Genomic DNA, 21,648 nt, shown 5'->3' with positions numbered 1-21,648 from the left:
AGCAATTAATATCTTTAACTACATCTAAGGTTAATTTTATGCCCGACTCCCAAATTCGGAATAGTGAAAGCCGGCAGCACCCAGCTCCCGAAGAGTTTCATATTCTCAGGACTTCGGCAGATAAAGATTTTTCCAACCTGCTTTTTCTTTGTTGCCAAATCGTAAGGGCTAAAGTTTCTGCACTGGTAGTTTTGGAGAATGGAAAAACCTGGATCAATAGCACTTACGGCTCCCCTCCTGAAGAATTTAATACAGATGCAACCCTATGGGAACAGGTGCTTGAAAATGATGAGATCTACATTTTTGGTCCAGAGGATCTTCTTACTTCGGGCATGGAACACGAGAGCCTCATCGCCGTTCCTGTAATTACCGAAACAGGAGAAAAACTGGGAGTAATTGCCCTTTTTGACCCCGAAGATCAGGATCTGGATTCGAACCAGAAACGCTCTTTAAAACTCCTGGTGAACCAAATCCTCACCTTAATAGCTTTCAAGAAGCAAAACAATCAGTTCCAGCGGGTTCAACAGGATTTGGAACAGCGCTACAGAGAACTCGAGAAATTTGCCAGTGTGGTTTCCCACGATATAAAATCGCCCCTGGCCAATATTATTTCTCTTGTTGATTTACTTAAGGAGGAGAATGAGGGGAAATTCGATGAAGAAGCCCGGCAGTACATTGAATTTCTATCCCAGGCATCCCACAGCCTTAGAAGTTATGTCGATGGATTGCTCGTATTTTATCGCAGTGAACGAATTCTGGAAAATGGAGAGGAAGATGTCAATCTACACGACTTTTTTAAAACTATAACCAACCTTTACACAGTTAACCCCGATGTTGAAATAATTTATCCTGAAAACGGGGTGCTTAAAAAGGTAAATAAAGCTGCTCTTACTCAGATCTTTATGAACTTGATAAGCAACGCTCTCAAATACAATCACAAACAAAAAAGGACGGTAGAGATAACTTTTAGCGCTTCAAATGAATTCTATGAATTTGAAGTTCGGGATAACGGGGATGGAATTCCGGAGGAAAGATTTGATAAGATCTTTGACCTCTTCACCACCCTTGATCTAAATGACCGTGATGGAAATCCCGGAAGCGGAATAGGTTTGGCAACGGTTAAAAAACTGCTGACTCACATGGGAGGCAATATTCAAATAGAGTCTGAACCGGGCATAGGCAGCAATTTTAAGTTTCAAATAAAAAGGTCTTGCTAAGGCCTTTTTTTATATTTGACAAAAGAATGCCCGAGCATGTACTTTAAACATCCTGAACTCCTTTATGCTTTATTTTTACTGCTGATACCAATCCTGGTACATCTTTTCCAGCTTCGAAAGTTCAGGACCACAGAATTCACCAATGTAAAGTTTCTTCAAAAAGCAGTTTCTCAAACCAGAAAGAGTTCCCGCCTAAAAAAGTTTCTCATCCTTTGTACGAGACTTCTTATGCTCGCCTGCATTGTTCTTGCTTTTGCTCAACCCTATTTCCCTCCTACTTCCGGCGAGATTAAGGAAATGGAAACCGTGATCTACCTGGATGATTCCTACAGCATGCAGGCGAGAGGAAAAAATGGAATTCTATTAAGAAGAAGCATTCAGGATCTTCTGGTAAATATTCCACAAGAGGAAACTGTCAGTTTGTTTACCAATAATGAAGAATACCGGGAGGTAAAGATTGAAGATCTTCGGGAAAAATTGCAGGACAAGAATTTTTCTTCCAAAGAATTGTCCCGGAGAGCAGTGGAGCTTAAAGCACAAAACTTATTCAAAGGATCCCCAAATACTCAAAAGAATTTCATTGCTATTTCCGATTTTCAACACTTTAACGACTCACTTGACAATTTAACAGGTGAGGTTGAGACCCATCTCGTACACCTCCTGCCGGAGAATCAAAATAACATTTCAGTTGACTCGGCCTGGGTTTCTAATAAGAGTATTGATGAAGTGGTGCTGAGTGTGGCACTTTCGGGCACCGGGGAATTGAGGGAGGAAATTTCTGTAGGATTATATGAAGGCCAAAAAATGCTGGCCAGGAAGACAGTTGCGCTGGAAGAGGATCTTAAAGAAGTTACCACTTTCAGCTTAAAACCCAGCGCGATCCCTTACGGAAGAATTGAGGTTGAAGACAACGGGCTGCAGTTTGACAACCGGCTTTACTTCAGCATCAATGAGAACTCACCTGTCAAAGTAGTGTTCTTGGGAGATTCTGAAGCAGATTACCTCGAGCGGATCTACAGTGCGCCTGACTTTGAACTCAATATCTTTTCTGAAAACAACCTGGATTATAACCTGTTATCACAGGCAAATCTCGTTGTATTGAATCAACTTAAAAACCTCCCTGTTGCACTTGTAAATACTCTGGAGCAGCTACAGGAGGAACAGGTCTTTCTGGTGATAATTCCTTCAACCGAAGCAGATACTCAGAAGTATAACCTGCTTTTCAGGAGTTTGGGACTTCCATTGTTTGGAGCCGCAAATGAGGAGGAAATGTTGGTCACAGATATCATATTCGAGCACCCGTTATACCGGGATGTCTTTAGTGAAACCATCAGGAATTTTGAATATCCCAGGGTTCAACGATCGTTTCCCGTAAATGCTGTGAACAGTAGTATTCTAAAATATCAAAATGGCCTACCGTTCCTTTATGAGCAAGACAATGTTTTCGTATTCACTTCAAGCCTTAACAGAGAAAATTCAAATTTCAGGAATGCACCTCTTATTGTTCCCACTTTTTACAACATTGGAAATATGGCTGTTTCAATGCCCCAATTGTATCATCTCCTGGGAAGAACTCAAAGGATTAGTATTCAGGCGAATCTTCAGAAAGATGAGATCCTGAAGCTCTCTTCTGGTGAAACCCCTTTTATTCCGCAGCAGCAAAGCTTTCAGAATAAAGTTGAACTTGTACTGGAGGATCTGCCCGCGGCACCGGGACATTATGATGTTCTGCAGGAATCCACCAGTTTAAGAACCCTAAGCTTTAATATTTCCCGAACTGAAAATGACCCCATAAAGGATCAATTAGAGGAACGGGAAGGCGTTACCGTCCACTCCTCTATTCCGCAGGTCTTTTCTGAGATCAAATCGGCCAATGAAGTTGAGAGCCTTTGGAAATGGTTTGTTATTTTTACTCTGTTTTTCTTACTCACTGAAATGCTTATTCTAAAATTCCTCAAATGAAAATACTGGTTAAGTCGGCCAAGATCATTGATAATGAAAGTCCGTATAACAACAAGGTCATGGACATTCTCGTGGAGAACGGGATCATTAAAGAAATTGCTCCCACTATAAAGACCCGGAAACCAGATCTTGAGATCAATTTCGAAAACCTTCATGTTTCCCAGGGCTGGTTCGATAGTAGTGTGAGTTTTGGGGAACCGGGGTATGAAGAACGGGAAACCTTGGAAAACGGACTCAAAACAGCTGGCTACAGCGGTTTTACAGCCATTGCTCTCAATCCCGGTAACAATCCTGTAACCGACAATAAAGGGGTGGTAAGTTATCTTTTAAAGAAATCTGAAGGGCAACCTGTCACCCTGTTGCCAATTGGTGCGCTTACCAGCAAGAGTGAAGGCAGGGATATGGCCGAACTTTATGACATGCAACAGGCCGGGGCTGTGGCTTTTGGAGATTTTAAACATTCTATTTCTAATCCAAACCTGCTGAAGCTGGCACTTCAATATTCCCAGAATTTTGACGGACTGGTCATGTCATTTCCACAGGAAGACCGGATCGCCCTTAACGGGCAGGTGAATGAGCATGAAAACAGTACGCTACTGGGGCTTAAAGGACTTCCCGCTCTTGCTGAAGAACTTCAGATCACCCGCGACCTCTACCTGCTGGAATATACCGGCGGAAAATTACATATCCCAACCATTTCTACTGCAAAATCTGTAGAGATCATTAGAGATGCAAAAGAACGGGGCCTGGATGTGACCTGTAGTGTGGCAATACATAATTTGTTCTTTACCGATGAAGTGCTCAGTGAATTTGACACCAATGCAAAAGTACTTCCTCCGCTGCGGACAAAGTCGGACGTTAAAGCCCTGATCTCAGGGATAAAAGACGGGACTATTGATATGGTTACTTCAGATCATATTCCAATGGATATTGAGCATAAAAAAGTGGAGTTCGATAATGCTTTTTTTGGCAGCTTAGGCTTGGAGTCGGCATTGGGAGCCTTACTTCAGCTGTTCACAGTAAAGACTGCGGTTAAGGTACTTACGTCAGGAAAAGTTAGGTTCAATCTAAGTGAGAATCCAATTGATGAAGGTTCTCCCGCAAACTTCAGTTTTTTCGATCCCGATGTGGAATACACTTTCGAAAAAAGGCATATTTACAGCTCGTCTCAAAACAGCTTATTTCTGGGAAAACAGCTTAAAGGAAAAGTCTACGGGATCCTTGTAGGTGAGGAATTCCTTAGTCCAGAATCGGAAGCTAAGCAATGATTTTTTTGTAATTTTATACACACAAACCTTGCATCATGGAAAGCGTAGCCAACCAGGGAAAAACAGCAGCAATTGTGGCATATTTAACCATCATTGGGACCATTATTGCTTATTTTATTAATAACGACACCAAAAATCCTTTTGCATCCTTTCATATTAGACAGGCACTGGGAGTTCATATCACATTTTACCTTTTAGGGATCATCGTTTCCTGGTTTGACACCTGGCTCGTTTCGGCACCCTTCTACTTATTTATTATCGTTCTTTGGGGTTATGGTATAATTGCTGCAATACAGGGTGAAAGAAACGAAGTCCCGATTTTGGGAAGACAATTTCAAAACTGGTTTAGCACAATAAATTAATGGACACAGATACCTTCACTCTTCACCACCTTGTTAGAAAACCCAAAAAACCTGTAGAGAAAGCACCTTTGCTTATCATGCTGCACGGTTATGGCAGTAATGAAGAAGATCTTTTTTCTTTTGCTGAAGAGCTGCCCGATGAATTATTCATCATTTCTGTTAGGGCGCCATATCCTATGCAACCTTATGGCAATGCGTGGTATGCCATTCACTGGCAGGGCAGTAGCGATGGCAAGTTTAGTGATGACAATCAGGCGGTGATCTCGAGAGAAAAGATCGTTCAGTTTTTGGAGGAGGTTGAGGAAAAGTATCCTGTGGATCCCAATAATGTTACCCTCGTAGGCTTTAGCCAGGGCTGCATCCTTAGTTTTGCAGTTGCCCTCTCCTACCCCGAAAAAATAAAGAATGTCATTGGCCTGAGTGGATACATCAATAAAAACATCATCAAAGAAGGTTTCCAAAAAAGGGATTTTTCAAACCTCTCTGTTTATAGCTCTCACGGGACGGCCGACCAGGTGATCCCGGTGGCCTGGGCACGAATGACCAAGCCTTTCCTGGATTCCTTAAATATAGAAAACCAGTATTCAGAATTTCCTGTAGGTCACGGAGTGGCTCCGCAGAACTTCCGGGAATTGAACCAGTGGTTGATAGAACATCTTTAGTTGCGCGGATAAAGCACCGCTTTTTCGGTGGTGATTTCCGGGCTTCCGGCTTCGTCCAGTTCAAAGCTTATTAAAAGTTCCCCCCAGTAAGTACCGTCTGTAAAACTGGCAATGGCCCATTTGTGGTTAAGTAATTTAACCTTATTGACCCGGAAAGGACCGTTCATCCCTTCGTAAGGTACAAGGTCATTATCAACATCGGCTTTATTCCGGCTTATTAGCTCCTCCTCTACTCTTGCCGCCACTTGTATGGGATCAAAACCTCTGTTCTCAAGGTAAGTGAGAGCTTCTTCATTTGATATAAGAGTAAAGGTTTCTTCCGGAGTATTTCTTGCAGCAGCAGCTTCGGCATCAACCTCCAGATCATTTACTTTCTCCTTTAAAGTTTCCAGTTCCTGTTCTTGTGACTGGATCTTTTTGTTGCCATTCACGTAGAAAAAAACAGCTAATAAGGCTGTAAAAACAAATAGGTACAGTAATATGCTCTTGCGCATTAGATCTCGATTTGAAGGTTATCATAAGCCAGGAAAACATTGGATGGCAACTCGGCCTCCACTTCCTCATGGAATCCCAGCAAATGACTTATATGGGTTAAATATGCTCTTTTTGGATTGATCTTTTGAATGAACTCCAGTGCCTCTTCCAGATTAAAATGAGAATGATGCGGCTCCTTACGAAGGGCATTGACGACCAGTACATCCACCCCTTTAAGCTTTGCAACCTCTTCCTCCTCCACCGTCTTGGCATCGGTCACATAGGCGAAATCTCGAATCCTGAAACCAAATACCTGCACCCGGTTGTGCATCACCTCCACAGGTACTACCTGCACACCTTTTACTTTAAAAGCTTTATTGGTAATGATATTCTCATGTACACTTGGCGCGCCGGGATATTTGTTTTCTGCAGAGAAGATATAATCAAATCGCTTTTGAAGGGATTTCATCACCCTCTCATGTGCATAAACAGGAATGTCGCCCTGCTTGAAAAAAAAGGGGCGAATATCATCCAGCCCTACTGTATGATCACTGTGTTCATGGGTTATTAGAATAGCATCGAGGCGGTCGATGGGATTGCTCAGCATTTGCTGCCGAAAGTCGGGCCCGCAATCTATGACGATATTGAGATCATCAACCTGTACCAGGACCGAAACCCGTAACCTTTTATCTTTAGGATCCTCACTTTTGCAGACCGGATGTTTACTACCAATAACCGGAATGCCCTGTGATGTTCCTGTACCTAAAAATGTTACTTTCAATGCTCTAAAATTTACCACAAAACTAAGTATTATTTTTTTGTTTAGCCCTCTATTTTAGTACCTTTGATGACAATATGAAGGGTTCTGAAACGAGGAACCAATTGTCGATAAAAAAATCTGCTATGCCAATAACCATAATGGGTGACCGGGAGTTTGAAAACGTCCCGTCAATTAAGAGTAAGGCTTTACGTATTAATCTTAATGAAAATATCTATGGAACTTTTTCTGAAATAGGTGCGGGACAGGAAACTGTTCGTAACTTTTTTAGAGCCGGTGGTGCCTCGGGTACCATTGCAAAAGCCATGAGCGCCTATGATAAGGACTTTAGTGACGCGATATATGGAATTGAAGACGACCGTAGATATGTAACGGAAGAGCGACTTAAAAAGATGCTCATGCATGAGACCAGTCTCATTGAGCAAAGGATCTCGCGTGAAAAACATCCCAATAAATTATTCTTTACCTATGCGAACACAGTTGCCACCATTGACTTTGCTAAAAAATACAAAGGTCACGGGTGGGTAGGTATTCGTTACCAGGTGCATCCCGAGGAAGATTATAACGAGATCATCCTTCATGTGCGTTTTCACGAGAACGATGCCCGTCTTCAGCAAAATACACTGGGAATCCTGGGGGTAAACCTTATTTACGGAGCCTATTATAAATATGATAATCCCAAGAAACTTCTAAGATACCTTTATGACCATATCGATAAGGACCAGATAGAGATCGACACGACCAACTTTTCGGGGCCGAGGTTTGAAAAGGTGGACAATCGCTTGATGAGCCTACAGCTTGTAAAGAATGGAATGACCGAAGCCGTGATGTTCGCACCAGATGGGAACAACGTACTTCCTGCAAAGATCCTTTACAAGAAGAACATTCTTGCTCTTCGTGGAAGCTTTAGGCCGGTTACCAAGGTGAATATGGATATGTACAAGCGTTCCCTGGAACTGTTCCTGAAAGAAAATCGTGTTTCTGAAGAAAATACGGAAGTCATATTTGAGATCACTCTTTCCAACCTGCGGGCAGAAGGGGAAATCGATGAGAGAGATTTTATGGACCGGGCCGAGCTCCTCTGCTCCCTGGGTCAAACCGTTATGATCTCTAACTTCCAGGAATATTACAGAGTGGTTGAATACTTCTCAAGGTACACCAAGGAACGTATGGGACTGGCTATGGGAGTTAATAACCTGGTCGACATCTTTGACGAAAAATATTACCGCCACCTTAGTGGAGGGATCCTGGAAGCTTTTGGTAAGTTATTCTTTAAAGACCTTAAGGTTTACCTGTATCCTCTTAAGGACCGGGAGACCGAAGAGATCACGACCAGCGATAACCTCAAGGTACATCCAAGGATGAAGGAGCTTTACAAGTTCTTTAAGTACAACGGAAAAGTTGTGGATATTACAGATTATGACCCCGAAATTCTGGATATCTACTCCAGGGAAGTACTCCAAATGATCGCCGAAGGAAAAGGGGGGTGGGAAGAAATGCTGCCTGAAAGGACAACAGCTATGATCAAAGAACACAACCTGTTTAGCCATCAAAAACAGAAAGCAGCACAAAGATTATAATTCTTAGGTTGAAAATTGATCCGTCTCGAATGTCACCACTCAGCAATGGGTGCCAAAAATGACATTTTAGGCGGATCTTTCTTTATACTCCCCAAAGATCTCCAAAAGTTTCTTTTTTCTGAAGGCAAAGATCTCCTCCAGCTTTTTCCTTACCACGGGTTTATGAACTGCCCGCCCAATCACTCCAAAAGGAAGTTTGTAATCCAGAATATCCTCCATCTCTACGCCACCTTCAATTTCCCTGAAGAAGTGTTTATGGTGCCACAGGCTATATGGGCCAAACCGCTGTTCGTCCACAAAATGAAAAGGTTCGTTGACATGAGTGATCTCCGTGACCCATTTGGTTTTAATTCCCGCGACAGGCTTTACGATATACTGGATGATCTGTCCTGCATACATTGGCCGGTCTCCGCCACCGGTGATATCAAATCCCATGTATTCGGGAGTGATGATCTTTAGATTCTTTGGGTCTGAAAAGAAGTTCCAGGCTTCTTCAATAGAAATGGGTAATTTCTGAACCGTTCGTAAGGAGTAAATTTTCATGTTGAATATTTTCTTCAAAGATAATATTTGTTTAAGTTACCAATAAATAATTTAAACATTATTTATTTTTAAGCGTCTCTTGCATTGGCTTTAAATTCTGAAAATTTTGTCAAAACCCTTATAAACACTCTTATAATTGCGTTAATCTCTACGGTACTGGTTTAGAAATATGCGAGTTTTGGGAAAAAGCAAAAAACACATGAACAGATTCATATTTCCCCTGATCTTTATCTTCTGTATTTCTATCACCACCCAATCTCAAAATTTCAGTCAGGATCAAGACATAGATCCTTCTCCCTATAAAACCAGCTGGGCAGTCGATGGTACTTACCTGGGAGTGAGCCTTGGTTTGAATGTTCTCGGATTTAAGCTGGTACAAGACAAGGAAGCACTAAGCCTGGAGAAGATGAATGATCTTTCTGAAGAGGATGTTCCGCGCATAGACAGGTTCATTGCCGGGAACTACAGTGAAAACGCCGACGATATTAGTTATTATCCGTTTTACGGCTCTTTCGCTGTTCCTGTGGTCATGATGCTCACAGATTCAAAGCTCAGGACTCATGCCGGGCAAATCTCCGTTTTATTCGTGGAAAGTATGGCTACCACAGGTGCTCTCTTTACTATTACTGCCGGCCTTGTTGACAGACCAAGACCTTTGGTTTACAACACCTCTGTACCCGAAGATCTGCGAAGAGAAGGTGGGGCTCAAAGGTCCTTTTTCGCAGGACATACTGCTGCAACTGCATCGGCTACCTTCTTTGCTGCGAAGATCTATAATGATTTTTATCCCGATTCTGCGTTGAAGCCGTACGTGTGGACAGCAGCCGCTGCAGTACCTGCATGGGTAGCTTACCTGAGATCCAAAGCCGGAAAGCACTTTTTGACAGATAATATAGTAGGATATGCTGTTGGTGCAGCAAGTGGAATACTGATCCCGGAGTTCCATAAAATCGAAGATTCCGATTTTAGAATGTCACCAACCATGGGAGTAGACATCCGCGGATATGAATATCAGGGCCTGTCCTTTCAGTACAGCTTTTAATTGAAACACTTCTTTTCTGCTGAATTTTTCTATTTTTAGGTTTTAATCAAATCCTAAACATGAGAAATATCTTCTTTGTGGCGATTTTATTCGCCTTTCTAACCCCTGAAGTTACAGCCCAGAAAAAAATTCCAATTCCCGTAGACACCACTGTAGTTACTGCCCACAGGGTCAACATCAATGGCCAGAGAGTAGATTACACTGCAACTACCGGGATGCAACCCGTTTGGAACGATGAAGGAGAAGCTATAGCCAGTCTCTTCTACACCTACTATAAACGGCAAGGCAATGTGGACCTGAAGAACCGTCCCCTGGTGATCTCCTTTAACGGCGGACCGGGATCGGCTTCGGTATGGATGCATATAGCATACACCGGACCCAAAGTGCTGGAAATCGATCCTGAAGGTTTTCCTATCCAGCCGTATGGCGTAAAGGAAAATCCTTATTCGATCCTGGATGTAGCAGATATTGTCTTTGTTAATCCCGTAAATACAGGATTCTCAAGGATCATTGAACCTAAAGGTGACAAGAAAAGAGATAGAGACCAGTTCTTTGGTGTAAATGCAGACGTGAGTTACTTGGCCAAATGGATCAACACCTTCGTTACCCGTTATGACCGGTGGCTATCACCAAAATATCTTATTGGAGAGAGTTATGGCACCACAAGAGTTTCAGGCCTTGCGCTGGAACTTCAGAATTCCCAATGGATGTACCTTAATGGAGTCATCCTCGTTTCCCCAACAGATATTGGTATAGATCGTGAAGGCCCTGTGGAAATCGCAAACCGACTCCCCTACTTCACCGCTGCTGCCTGGTATCATGACCTGCTTCCGCAGGAACTTCAGCAAAGAGATCTGGAAGAATTGCTTCCCGAAGTAGAGCAATACGCTATCAATGAACTACTACCGGCACTCGCACAGGGAGGCTTTCTTGAGCAGGAAAGAAAAGAGGATATAGCCGCTACCATGGCCAGATATTCAGGCATCTCAAAAGAAGAGATCCTGCAACACAATTTGGAGGTACCTTACAGGTATTTCTGGAAGGATCTGCTTAGAGATAAAAAAGGCTTAACAGTAGGGAGGCTTGATTCCCGGTATGTTGGTTTGGACCGCAAAGAAGCAGGAGATTCTCCCGACTACAATTCTGAACTTACTTCATGGCTGCATTCTTTTACTCCTGCGATCAACCACTATTTAAGAAATGATCTGAAGTTCAAGACAGATCTTACATATTACATGTTTGGACCTGTACACCCTTGGGATCGCAGTAGAGACAACACAGGGGAAAACCTAAGACAGGCGATGGCACAAAATCCAAACCTGGACGTTTTGATCCAAAGTGGATATTTTGATGGTGCCACGACCTATTTTGACGCAAAATATACCATGTGGCAACTCGACCCTAGTGGAAAAATGCGTGACAGATTAAGCTTTAAAGGTTATAGAAGTGGACATATGATGTACCTGAGGAATGAAGACCTTAAAAAGGCCAATGAAGACCTACGAGAGTTTATCCTTAACTCCTTGCCCAAACCGGGAGCACCTGCAACTTACTAGTAAAAAAGAGCAAAATGAAAAGCCATTCCCATCAGGAATGGCTTTTTTTTGGACAACCATCAGGATTTAGTGGCCTTAACAGATTCAAGAAGCTCCTCCAGTACCTTTTCAACACCAAATTCATCATTACTGCCAGCATGATGAGTTGCTACTGCTTTCACCTCATCATGTGCATTTTTCATAGCATAGCTGTAGCCCGAATGTTGAAATAATTCGATATCATTCAGGTAATCTCCAAAGGCCAGAGTTTCCTCCTCCTTTATATTCATTTGCTGCTGAAGAGCTTTTAAAGCATTTCCTTTCTGGGCCTCTTTGTCATTGAAATCGATCCAGATCTTTCCGGAAAGTTTTACCTGTAACCGTTTTCCGAAATGCTGAAGGTGTGGCAGGGAATTTTCTTCGGCGCCGGCAAGGTCACAGACGGTGAGCTTCAGGATCACATCATCTTCGACCTGTAAAAGGTCTTCAACAACCTTGTACTTCTCGTAATGGTTAAGAAAGGGTTCCATAAATTCAGGATCTGTCTTCTCAATATAAGCCTGTTTCCTTCCGCAGAGGATCAAATACTTGTTATCGAGTTTTCTCACTGCTTTTATTACTTCATGAACCACTTTCCTTTCCATGGGCACAATGTGAAGTTGCCTGCCCTTGTACATTACAATGGCGCCATTCTCGGCCAGGTAAATAAGCTCATCCTTGACAGCATCCATTCGTTCCATGAGACTGTAGTACTGCCGGCCACTGGCAACAGCAAATTTTATTTCCTGCTCCTGTAGCTCCTTGAATATCTTTAGGAATTGCGGACTCACTTCATGCCGGCTGTTGAGCAAAGTGCCATCCATATCACTCACGATGAGCTTTATCTTTGAATAATCCATTATCATATTTCTAGGGCTCCAAATTTAAAATTAAGACTTCGGAAGAATTAATTACACACGTTAATTTTTTGGGAAGATCACTTTTAAATACTCAACAAATGCCGCTGAAGATCTTAAACTCCTGAAGGAAGTGAGGGCTAGCAACTGTTTATCAATGCTTTAAGAAAAAATTTTTTCTTTTGGAAAATCTTTTTTGGTGATCTCGAAGTTGCATTCTATTTTTGCTTCTTCAAATCAATAGTGAATTGATTTATAAAGAAGCGTGGAGAGACAGGCTCAATGATACGCTAGCAACCTGACCGAGTCAAGGTGCTAACTCCTGATCCAATTTTGGAGAATATAAATTAAACGATGATGAAAAATTCCATACCGGCAGACGCTATTCTGCATTTCAACACTTCCTTATACTGTTCGGCGACTTCAAGATCTTTTTGTTGCTGTTGTTGCTAGGAGCTTTTTAAACCGACTTTGCTCTTTCAGTTTTCGGACTGAATCCCTGTAATTTATTTGGCCTCGTTGAAGCCTTTTTTCCTTGTATCTATTGATTATGTACCCAATCCTGTTCCCGTTTCTCGGAAAGGCATTTGCAAATTATTGCCTAACAGCAACTTTCAGGTTTTCTCTCAAGCAGGAAACCAGTTGGAGAGAGAAATTATCCAGTGGCAAAAGCTGGATGTTTGTCCATTGCTGTAGATGGATTTCACTCCCTTAAAAATTCAAAAAAACTGTAATAATAATTATATCATGAGTCTTAATAACAATAATCCTAACCCCATAGCAGTCTATTACGAGCACCCGGACTGGTTTCGTCCTTTATTCAATGAACTGGAAAAACGCGAAATCCGGGTGGAGAAACAGAATGCTGCAGAACATCTTTTCAGAATTGCTGAAAAGGATTTCTCCTACGATGTTCTATTTAACCGAATGAGTCCATCGGCTTACCTGCGCAATAATGCACAGGCAATCTTTTATACCTCCAGCCTACTGGAATCACTTGAAAAGAAAGGCATAAAGGTGATCAATGGATCAAAAGCATGGAAGTATGAAATTTCGAAAGCCCTTCAATTGAATCTGCTGGAATCTCTTGGTCTCCCCTACCCAAAGGCAGTGGTGATCAATCATCCTTCCCAGGCGGTTTCTGCAAGTGAAGGTCTTCGGTTTCCAATTGTGGTCAAAGCCAACATAGGTGGTAGTGGAGCGGGAATCGTTAAATTCAATAGCCGGGAAGAACTGCAGCAGGCAGTAGCAGAAAATAACATTGATCTGGGACTTGACGCTACGGCCCTGGTTCAGGAATTTATTCCGGCGCGGGGTGGATCCATTCACCGGGTTGAAACTCTTGGAGGCAAATACCTCTATGGAATAAAAGTATACACCTCGGGCGAAAGCTTCAACCTTTGCCCGGCAGATATCTGCCAAACTACGACAGGGCAAGAATTAACAAGGAATGCGTGTGCTCTTGATGCGCCAAAAAATGGATTAAAGGTAGAAGCCTTTACTCCGTCCCAAGAGATCATTGAGCAAATTGAGCAAATCATCCAGGCCACGGGCATAGAAGTGGGTGGTATAGAATACATCATAGACGACAGAGATGGGCAACTTTATTATTATGATGTGAATGCGCTATCCAATTTCGTGGCAGATGCAACCAACGTCATAGGATTTGATCCCCATGAAAAACTGGTTGACTATATAGAAAAAGTCGCTAACCTTAAAAAAGAAGAAGTACTATGAAATACGGATATTGGTTACCGGTATTTGGAGGATGGTTGAGAAATGTTCCTAATGAGAACATGTCTATTTCCTGGGAATACATAAAGAACCTGGCGCAAAAAAGTGAAGACTGGGGATATAGCCTCTCTCTTATTGCCGAATTGTATTTGAATGATATCAAAGGGGAAGAGGCCCCATCTTTGGATGCGTGGTCTACTGCAGCTGCACTTGCTGCGGTAACAAGGGAGCTGGAGATCATGGTGGCGGTGAGACCCACTTATCATAATCCGGCCCTGCTTGCAAAGGCTGTCGCGAATCTGGAACACATAAGTAACGACAGGATCTCGTTAAATGTCGTTGCCTCCTGGTGGAAAGCAGAAGCAGAAAAGTATGGGATAGATTTCGACCAGCACGATGACAGATATGCCCGCACGGGAGAGTGGATAGAAGTGGTTAGCAAACTCTGGAAGGAAGATCACGTGACTTTTAACGGAAATTACTACCAGGTCCAGGATAATGTATTGCAGCCAAAACCTGCAAAAAAGCCATTCCTTTATGCCGGGGGAGAATCTGAAGCCGCTAAAACCATGATAAGCCGGCAGTGCGACGGCTATGTTATGCACGGCGATTCCCCTGCAGAAATTGGAAAGAGAATTGAAGACATGAAGCGGCGCAGAGAAGCTCTTGGTCTTCCTCCCATGAAATTTGGGGTCGCTGCCTATGCAGTGGTTCGAGACTCCGAAAAGGATGTGAAGAAAGAAATCGGGAGAATCACGACTGTGGAGGCCTCCTCGGCCAGTTATAAGAATTACCAGCAATGGGTAGAGAACACTCAGCTTGAAAGTAAATTGTCCCTTCAGGATTATTCGGTCTCCAACCGCGGATTAAGAGCAGGACTGGCGGGAACTCCTACTCAGGTTCAGGACAGGATTGGAGAATTTGAGGATGTGGGAGTTGATTTCCTATTACTACAGGCGAGCCCGCAACTGGAGGAGATGGAAAGATTTTCAGATTCAATTATTTCTGCAACAAATTAAAAGTTTCCTTTGCTTTATACATGAAGGCTGTCCCACCCGGGCAGCCTTTTTTTTGGCTCAAGCTGACCAATATCATCCTTTTTAAGAGTAAGGCAAATTACCTTTATACCTCTAAATGATGATGTCATGAAAAAGATTATATACGCCACAGATTTTTCAGAAAATTCGGTTGCAGCACTTAAATCTGCTGCAGGTCTTGCAAGAACACTTGGAGATGATCTTTTAGCGCTTCACGTATACACTACCGGCACAAACGGACTTAAAAATGCTGATATCCTGAAGTACCATCAAAGAGAACTGCTGGATTTTTGTAAAAAACATCTGGGAGCAGAATATGATCCTCAATTGATCTCACCTGCAGCAATTTCGGGCACCGGGGTAGCCGAGGAAATCCTGAAATTTTCCAAAGATCTCAATGTGAGGATGGTGATCATGGGATCCTGTGGTGCAAGTAAACTTAAAGATCGCATCCTTGGGACCACCACGGGTGAAATGATAGGAAGATCCTCCATCCCGGTGTTGGCAGTTCCTCCTGGATTTGAGTATAAACAGCCTCAAAAAATCCTTTTTTCAAGCACCTATGATGATCAGGACGTAACTTTTCTGAAGGAATTAATCCCTCTGGCAAAAATGCTTCAGGCAGAAATTGAGATCTTTCATATAAGTCACAAACAGGAAATTGAAGCACTGGAAAATCTCGATAAGTTTAAGGAGAAAGTTCATGAACAAGTCGCTTTTGAAGATATCAACTATAGAACGCTTTATTCTTCCGAAGTTTTTGAGACTCTTAAGGAAGCAATCGAAAAAGAGCGACCCGATATCGTCTTGATGCCCGACAGGAAGAACAGCAACTTCCTGAAGAGAGGCCTCACCAGAGACATGATTAAAAAAATGCAATATTGTAGTCCTTCTCCTCTCCTCAGCTTCCCTGCAATGCCATAAGCCAAAAAGACTTCTCAAAAATGGCATTTTTGGATGCTAAGTTTTAGCCGACTTACTCTTAAGGATTACAAGTAGAAAACCGTTTCATTAGAAAAGAAGCGGTTTTCTATTTATACTAATCATAACTATAAGTCAAACAATAACAGAAGTTTAGATAAAGTTTAACCCCTCGTGGAAGTTAAACCTCCTAACTTAATAGTGGAAAAAGATTTATTAACCACTAATCTAAACATTATGTTTTACCACGTAAAAGAATTACAATTCAATGCGCGGGTATCTAAACCAGATCCTGCTTTTGCCACCTTACTTCTTGAACAATTTGGCGGCGCCAATGGAGAATTAAAAGCCGCTCTTCAGTATTTTACCCAGGCCTTTGCTGCCAAACAGGTACATCCAGACAAGTATGATCTCCTCATGGATATCGCAACTGAAGAATTCAGTCACCTCGAAATAGTGGGAGCCACCATTCAAATGCTGCTGAAGGGCATTCACGGAGATCTGAAAAATGCCGCCGAAGAATCTGAAATTATGGCCCTCCTCAAGGGAAAAGCTTCAAAGGAGGATTTTATTCATAACGCTATGGTGAATCCTCAATTCTTCAATCTTTCGGGAGGTGGACCTGCCCTGTCAGATAGTAATGGGAATCCATGGACCTCGGCCTATGTGACCGCCAATGGAGATCTCACTGTGGATCTAAGGTCTAATATCGCTGCTGAATCCAGGGCTAAGATCGTTTATGAATACCTGATGCAGCATACAGATGATCCTCATGTAAAGGACACACTGCGATTTCTAATGACCAGGGAGGTAGCTCACTTCCAGATGTTCCAGGCAGCACTGGAAACCATAGAGCCTAATTTCCCACCGGGAGTACTTCAAAGCGATCCGAAATACAGTAACAAATACTTCAATTTATCTAATGGGGAAGATGTGAAAGGACCATGGAATGAAGGTAAGAGTCCGGAGCTGGGCGAAACCTGGGAGTACATTTCCGATCCAATTGAGCACGTGAGAAAGACCAAAGGAATGACGGAAGGAGATGAAGACAAGAAACTTTCCCGGGATCCTCAGGAGGTGGAAAAGAAGAACAAGGAACTGAGTAAAAAGAAATTCGAAGAAATAAAGAAAGCCATGCCTAAAGGTGAGGCTCAATGGAGCAAATACTAGCCATTTCCATGGAGAAAATAAGAATTGAATATTTTACAGATCCACTTTGTTGCTGGAGCTGGGCCTTTGAGCCACAACTGCGAAAGCTGCGCTTTCTTTTAAAAGACCGTCTTGAGATCACCTATGTGATGGGCGGTCTTTTAAGAGACTGGAAATCTTTTAACGATCAAATGAATGATATCGCCCGACCGGCACAGGTGGGGCCTCTATGGATGCAGGCAAAGAACATGTCGGGCCAGCCAATTGAGGAGAACATCTGGATCTCAAATCCTGTAGATACGTCTTATCTGGCCTGCATGGCAGTTAAAGCCGCTGCTTTGCAATCTAAAGTTGCTGAGGAAGCCGTGCTCCGCAAACTCAGGGAAGCAGTAATGATCCACAAGAAGAATATAGGAGAAGTAGCAGTTGTTCTCGAAATAGCTTTGGAATTGGAAAAAGATGGAGTTCTCAAAAAAGGCAAATTCAAAGATGATCTGCTTTCAGATGAAGTGAGTCAGCTCTTCAGAAAAGATCTTGATAGAACGAAAGCTTCCGGGATTACCCGCTTCCCCAGTCTTTTGATCACATATCATGACAAGACATATCAAATCACGGGTTACAGACCTTTTCATGAGCTGAAAAAAACTTTTCTTTTATTGGATCCGGAGCTTGAACTTGATCAAATCATAAATAAAGAGGTATATATCAAAAGCTGGGTAAATCTTACTGACAGAGAAGTCACTGAAGTCACTGAAAACTCCAAAGAACTGTGCCCATAAAAAAACTGCCGGAGGCGAGATCCTTCGGCAGTTTTAATTAAATGTCACATTTGGATTATTTGTTTTTCAATCGTTTAACTTCAGACATGTCCATTATCGTTTCATCGGGACTGGTTAGATCTTCTTCCGGCAATCCAAAAGTCAATTTCTGCAGGTAACCATGTTCTTTTCCCTGTAGCATTTGCATTATTACTCCGGCATACATTTCCCGGGCCTCATCGACAGTTCTGGTTCCCTGGATGATATCGTGTGCAAGATTTAGAGCAAGAAGATTGGCTGCTTCTTTATCACAACGTGCTGCCATGGTACCTTTAGTTCTTTCAACAATGACACTGCCATCATAGGTAGCCAGATCAGAGAATTTTTCTACCGGTACATCATAGTTGATCACCTGCTCCAAAACATCCTTATGGGGCATAGGGAAGTTATGCTGAATTTCCTCCTTGTAAACTATGGTATGGGTAAAGGGCTCTGTATCCTTCCAGATGAGCATATCTTCTGTTTGTTGATGCGGCTCTCCATATTTGTCGGTCATTGCCTTAGCCGCTTTTTTAGCAGATTCGGGCCAGTGTTCTACATTGGCTTTGGTAAACTGGGCGCTTACGGAAAGGCTCGTACCAAGGAATAAAATCATTAGAGTACTCATAAATCTCTTTTTCATAACTATCTGTTTTTAATGTTATTACTTAAGATAAGACTTCTAATTATAAGAGCGTGAGCGAAAGCCGACAATTAAGATTTTATAACATTGGGCGTGAAAACCGGGTGTCTTTTTTTGAAGTAATTAAGATGCCGTCTGGTAGGTTTCTGATCCACAACTTTTGTTCTTGATCCAATTCCATTTTACAAATTTACGGAAACAAAAAACCCCTCTATTAGAGGGGTTTTTCGTGATCGCGAGAGGATTTGCTTTCATATTCGATGCACTCCTGCAAATACAAAACCTCGACTAACGCCGCGGTTATTTGTGTTCCATTTCAACCTTTGAAGCTTCGCTTCAGGTTTACGTGAAACAAAAAAAACCACGCCCTTTGGGACGTGGTTTTGTACTTGATGTGATCGCGAGAGGTTTCGAGTTTACTTGAAACAGCACCTAAATAGACAGAAATGTGTATTCCGATGATATTACACTAGTATTTTTACTTTTTTTCAGGTAACCAGACAGAATCGGAGAAAGGTTTGGTTGTATCTAATGTTGTATCAAATTTACTCGCTCATTTCAATGAAGGTCATAACCTTCTCGTGTGAAAGTACGTCATAAAATTTGAATGCCTCCCTACTCTGAACAATATTTTTAGTGGTTTTTTACACTGAACTTAGTTTTAGTGTAAAAAACTTCTTATATTTGATAATTAAGTATAGCACATACCATGTTTAACAACGAAGTAAAATCAATTTCAAATCTGATCAAAGCTTTTCCAGACGAACAGTCTTGTATAGATCACCTTGAAAATCTTCGTTGGAAGGGCAAGGTAAAAAGTCCTTTTGATGCTGATTCTAGGGTGTATAATTGCAAAGGAAACCGCTATAAGTGTAAAAATACTGGAAAGTACTTCAATGTTAAAACAAACACCATTTTTGACAACACTAAAATGCCACTTCAAAAATGGTTCTTAGCTATCTGGATTGTTACTTCTCATAAAAAAGATTTTTCTTCACTTCAGTTAGGTAGAGATTTAGACATTACTCAGAAGTCAGCTTGGTTCATGCTTCAGAGAATTAGAAACTGTTTTAGTTTAAATGATGAGAAGCAATCCGGTAATGGACTTGAATTGGACAACACTTTTATATAGTTGAGTTCATATTTGGATATCAGAAACGGTTCTAAAAGCGGAAGATTGAACCTTACTCTTGTTATAATTAAAGAAGATTAACCTATAAAACAATTAATAAATGGCTAGAAAGTTAAAAGCTACTCACGAAGGGAAGCTAAAAATAGGTGACGCCGAGTTAAATGTCGCTGTTTTAGAAGACGGGACAAGAGTAATTACTCAATCTGCTGTATTTAAAGCATTTGGAAGAACAAAAAGAGGTAGAGCGAAGGATGATGTAAGGGTGCTCAATAGACCAGCTTTTGTGGATGCCAAAAACCTCCAGCCATTTATTGATGAAGGTTTAGAAGAAGTGCTCGAAATGATAGAGTACAAGTCTAAAAGTGGGAACTTAACTGAAGGTTTTAACGCTGAAATTTTGCCCCGATTATGCAAGGTTTATTTAGATGCAAGGCAAAGCGGTTCATTGGTAAGGCAGCAATTACCATTAGCCAGAGCTAGTGAAATTTTACTTATTTCCTTATCTAAAGTCGGTATTACAGCACTTGTCGATGAGGCGACAGGTTATCAGTATGAGAGAGAAAGAGATGAACTCCAAAAGATACTCAAAAATTATATTTCCGCAGAATTATTGCCGTGGTCCAAAACCTTCCCGGATGAATTTTATAAGCAAATTTTTAGACTGAAGGGGTGGGATTATACTGCTAAAACTATTAACAAAAGACCAGGAGTTGTGGGGCACTGGACAAACAGTTTAATTTATAAACAGTTACCCCCTGGGGTCTTGGAAGAATTGAAAACAAAAACACCAAAAAGCGAGAGTGGTAATTACACAGCTCGTTTTTTCCAATCTTTAACTCCTGAAATTGGTAATCATCATTTACAAAATCAACTAGTATCGGTAATCACTTTAATGAAGATATCAAGGAACTGGGATGATTTTATGGATAAATTTAATCAGTTGTACGGTCAAACTTCGTTTGACTTTCCAGAGGATGACGATGAGCCCCTTTCGGGTTTTAATCAAAAACTAAAAAGAGGTCTAGAATATAACCCAAGAGATTGAGATAAAAACGCGACTAAATCCTTTTAAAAAAGCGGTTCCTTTGAACGGCTTTTTTTTTAAGGGTTACCACTTATAAATTTCGTACTTGAAAAAGTAATTTTTCTTCACAGTCCACAAATGGCTTCGATCACGTCCGGATTCGAACTTATATTTAGATATTCGCACAATTTTATTTTTTTTCTATAAAATTTATATTTAAACTGAAGAAGAACTTACTTTTTAATAATAAACCAGAAAAAGGTGCGGTTGTATCAAAAAAAATACTGTGTCAAATGTTGTATCACAAAAAAGGTAACTTTCTGATTATCATTAATTACCTTTAAAAAGGTGATCGCGAGAGGATTTGAATTCCATATACGATGCACTCCTGCAAATCCAAAACCCCGGCTCGCGCCGCGGTTATTTTTGTTCCACTTCAACCTTTGAAGCTTCACTTCAGGTTTTCGTGAAACAAAAAAACCACGCCCTTCGGGACGTGGTTTTGTACTTGATGTGATCGCGAGAGGATTCGAACCTCTGACCGTCTGCTTAGAAGGCAGATGCTCTATCCAACTGAGCTACGCGACCATTAAAGCGGTGCAAATATAATGAGGTTTTTAAAAAGGACAAGCAAAAAAAATAATTTATTGGATAGTTTCTGCTAAGTTTTACAACTTCAGAAGGTTAGCGAAAAAAGCTTTTTTTGAGAATTGAATCCTCACCTTTTTTGACCATTGAATAAAGCCTTTGAAGACAGAGATTGTCCTTACCTCATATCCAAAAGTACTATTAAATCTTTCCTAAACTTCAGCTAATTGCAGGGGTAGAATTCTTCAAAAACTCTTGAATCGGTTAAATTTACTAAAGAGCCTTTTTACAGGACTTTCAAGCC

20 protein-coding genes, 1 tRNA gene and 1 riboswitch are annotated in these 21,648 nt (G+C 41.6%); of the genes, 15 read left to right on the top strand and 6 right to left on the bottom strand.

Annotation, left to right across the window (positions count from 1 at the left end; all coding sequences use genetic code 11):
* The first annotated feature begins 38 nt into the window (after nt 1-38).
* From VR862_RS01010 to VR862_RS00990, 5 genes are read left to right on the top strand one after another with little or no spacing between them, the layout of a single operon-like run.
* Complete coding sequence (locus VR862_RS01010; protein WP_324719074.1) at nt 39-1,217, top strand: sensor histidine kinase; 1,179 nt, start codon at nt 39-41, stop codon at nt 1,215-1,217.
* Nucleotides 1,218-1,253: 36 nt separating this feature from the next.
* Complete coding sequence (locus VR862_RS01005; protein ID WP_324719073.1) at nt 1,254-3,179, top strand: BatA domain-containing protein; 1,926 nt, start codon at nt 1,254-1,256, stop codon at nt 3,177-3,179.
* Nucleotides 3,176-4,447 carry a dihydroorotase gene (locus VR862_RS01000; protein ID WP_324719072.1) on the top strand — a complete coding sequence of 424 codons (1,272 nt, stop codon included), beginning with the start codon at nt 3,176-3,178 and terminating at the stop codon, nt 4,445-4,447. The genes VR862_RS01005 and VR862_RS01000 overlap by 4 nt, the downstream gene beginning before the upstream one ends.
* 35 nt (nt 4,448-4,482) lie before the next feature.
* The gene (locus VR862_RS00995; RefSeq protein WP_324719071.1) at nt 4,483-4,809 is read left to right on the top strand and encodes a DUF4870 domain-containing protein; all 327 of its coding nucleotides are present in this window, start codon (nt 4,483-4,485) and stop codon (nt 4,807-4,809) included.
* Nucleotides 4,809-5,471, top strand: coding sequence for an alpha/beta hydrolase (locus VR862_RS00990; RefSeq protein WP_324719070.1), 663 nt, complete (start codon nt 4,809-4,811; stop codon nt 5,469-5,471). Before VR862_RS00995 ends, VR862_RS00990 begins: the two co-directional genes overlap by 1 nt.
* Here the strand turns inward: VR862_RS00990 and VR862_RS00985 are convergent.
* Both VR862_RS00985 and VR862_RS00980 read right to left on the bottom strand, forming a co-directional pair.
* Entirely contained in the window at nt 5,468-5,965 is a 498-nt protein-coding gene (locus VR862_RS00985) for a hypothetical protein (protein ID WP_324719069.1), read from the bottom strand. The genes VR862_RS00990 and VR862_RS00985 overlap by 4 nt on opposite strands.
* Nucleotides 5,965-6,726 (bottom strand): MBL fold metallo-hydrolase, encoded by a 762-nt coding sequence (locus tag VR862_RS00980; RefSeq protein ID WP_324719068.1) that lies wholly within the window; start codon nt 6,724-6,726, stop codon nt 5,965-5,967. Before VR862_RS00980 ends, VR862_RS00985 begins: the two co-directional genes overlap by 1 nt.
* A 122-nt stretch (nt 6,727-6,848) precedes the next feature.
* Between VR862_RS00980 and VR862_RS00975 the strand changes: the two genes are divergently transcribed.
* Nucleotides 6,849-8,303, top strand: a complete 1,455-nt coding sequence (locus VR862_RS00975; protein ID WP_324719067.1) for a TonB-dependent receptor — start codon at nt 6,849-6,851, stop codon at nt 8,301-8,303.
* 66 nt (nt 8,304-8,369) lie between these two features.
* On the opposite strand, the gene VR862_RS00970 is transcribed toward VR862_RS00975, so the two are convergent.
* On the bottom strand, nt 8,370-8,846 hold the full coding sequence (locus tag VR862_RS00970; RefSeq protein WP_324719066.1) for an SRPBCC family protein: 477 nt from the start codon (nt 8,844-8,846) through the stop codon (nt 8,370-8,372).
* Between the two features lie 199 nt (nt 8,847-9,045).
* Here VR862_RS00970 and VR862_RS00965 point away from each other — a divergent pair, with 199 nt between their 5' ends.
* Together VR862_RS00965 and VR862_RS00960 are read left to right on the top strand one after the other, a co-directional pair.
* Nucleotides 9,046-9,888: a phosphatase PAP2 family protein gene (locus tag VR862_RS00965; RefSeq protein ID WP_324719065.1), complete on the top strand. Its 843-nt coding sequence runs from the start codon at nt 9,046-9,048 to the stop codon at nt 9,886-9,888.
* 59 nt (nt 9,889-9,947) lie between these two features.
* Nucleotides 9,948-11,444 (top strand): S10 family peptidase, encoded by a 1,497-nt coding sequence (locus VR862_RS00960; protein ID WP_324719064.1) that lies wholly within the window; start codon nt 9,948-9,950, stop codon nt 11,442-11,444.
* Nucleotides 11,445-11,503: 59 nt separating this feature from the next.
* On the opposite strand, the gene VR862_RS00955 is transcribed toward VR862_RS00960, so the two are convergent.
* Nucleotides 11,504-12,322 (bottom strand): HAD family hydrolase, encoded by an 819-nt coding sequence (locus VR862_RS00955; protein WP_324719063.1) that lies wholly within the window; start codon nt 12,320-12,322, stop codon nt 11,504-11,506.
* A 247-nt stretch (nt 12,323-12,569) separates the two neighbouring features.
* A riboswitch (SAM riboswitch) is annotated at nt 12,570-12,668 on the top strand.
* A gap of 398 nt (nt 12,669-13,066) precedes the next feature.
* Between VR862_RS00955 and VR862_RS00950 the strand changes: the two genes are divergently transcribed.
* The 5 genes from VR862_RS00950 to VR862_RS00930 all read left to right on the top strand — a co-directional run bounded on the left by VR862_RS00950 (nt 13,067) and on the right by VR862_RS00930 (nt 17,939).
* Nucleotides 13,067-14,056 carry an ATP-grasp domain-containing protein gene (locus VR862_RS00950; protein ID WP_324719062.1) on the top strand — a complete coding sequence of 330 codons (990 nt, stop codon included), beginning with the start codon at nt 13,067-13,069 and terminating at the stop codon, nt 14,054-14,056.
* Complete coding sequence (locus VR862_RS00945; RefSeq protein WP_324719061.1) at nt 14,053-15,072, top strand: LLM class flavin-dependent oxidoreductase; 1,020 nt, start codon at nt 14,053-14,055, stop codon at nt 15,070-15,072. Before VR862_RS00950 ends, VR862_RS00945 begins: the two co-directional genes overlap by 4 nt.
* A gap of 126 nt (nt 15,073-15,198) precedes the next feature.
* On the top strand, nt 15,199-16,014 hold the full coding sequence (locus VR862_RS00940; protein WP_324719060.1) for a universal stress protein: 816 nt from the start codon (nt 15,199-15,201) through the stop codon (nt 16,012-16,014).
* 234 nt (nt 16,015-16,248) lie between these two features.
* On the top strand, nt 16,249-17,181 hold the full coding sequence (locus tag VR862_RS00935; RefSeq protein ID WP_324719059.1) for a manganese catalase family protein: 933 nt from the start codon (nt 16,249-16,251) through the stop codon (nt 17,179-17,181).
* Nucleotides 17,166-17,939 (top strand): DsbA family protein, encoded by a 774-nt coding sequence (locus VR862_RS00930; RefSeq protein WP_324719058.1) that lies wholly within the window; start codon nt 17,166-17,168, stop codon nt 17,937-17,939. The genes VR862_RS00935 and VR862_RS00930 overlap by 16 nt, the downstream gene beginning before the upstream one ends.
* A 55-nt stretch (nt 17,940-17,994) precedes the next feature.
* Here the strand turns inward: VR862_RS00930 and VR862_RS00925 are convergent, their stop codons facing one another.
* Entirely contained in the window at nt 17,995-18,600 is a 606-nt protein-coding gene (locus VR862_RS00925; protein ID WP_324719057.1) for a hypothetical protein, read from the bottom strand.
* A gap of 709 nt (nt 18,601-19,309) precedes the next feature.
* Here VR862_RS00925 and VR862_RS00920 point away from each other — a divergent pair.
* Nucleotides 19,310-19,732, top strand: a complete 423-nt coding sequence (locus VR862_RS00920) for a hypothetical protein (RefSeq protein ID WP_324719056.1) — start codon at nt 19,310-19,312, stop codon at nt 19,730-19,732.
* 100 nt (nt 19,733-19,832) lie between these two features.
* Nucleotides 19,833-20,777, top strand: coding sequence for a P63C domain-containing protein (locus tag VR862_RS00915; protein WP_324719055.1), 945 nt, complete (start codon nt 19,833-19,835; stop codon nt 20,775-20,777).
* 493 nt (nt 20,778-21,270) lie between these two features.
* Here the strand turns inward: VR862_RS00915 and VR862_RS00910 are convergent.
* A tRNA-Arg gene (locus tag VR862_RS00910) sits at nt 21,271-21,344 on the bottom strand.
* Between the last annotated feature and the right edge of the window lie 304 nt (nt 21,345-21,648).

The organism is Salinimicrobium aquimaris (genome assembly GCF_035607535.1).
Classification (GTDB): Bacteria; Bacteroidota; Bacteroidia; order Flavobacteriales; family Flavobacteriaceae; genus Salinimicrobium.
The sequence above is the reverse complement of the archived record's forward strand: the minus strand, read 5'-3'. Positions and strand labels throughout refer to the sequence as shown.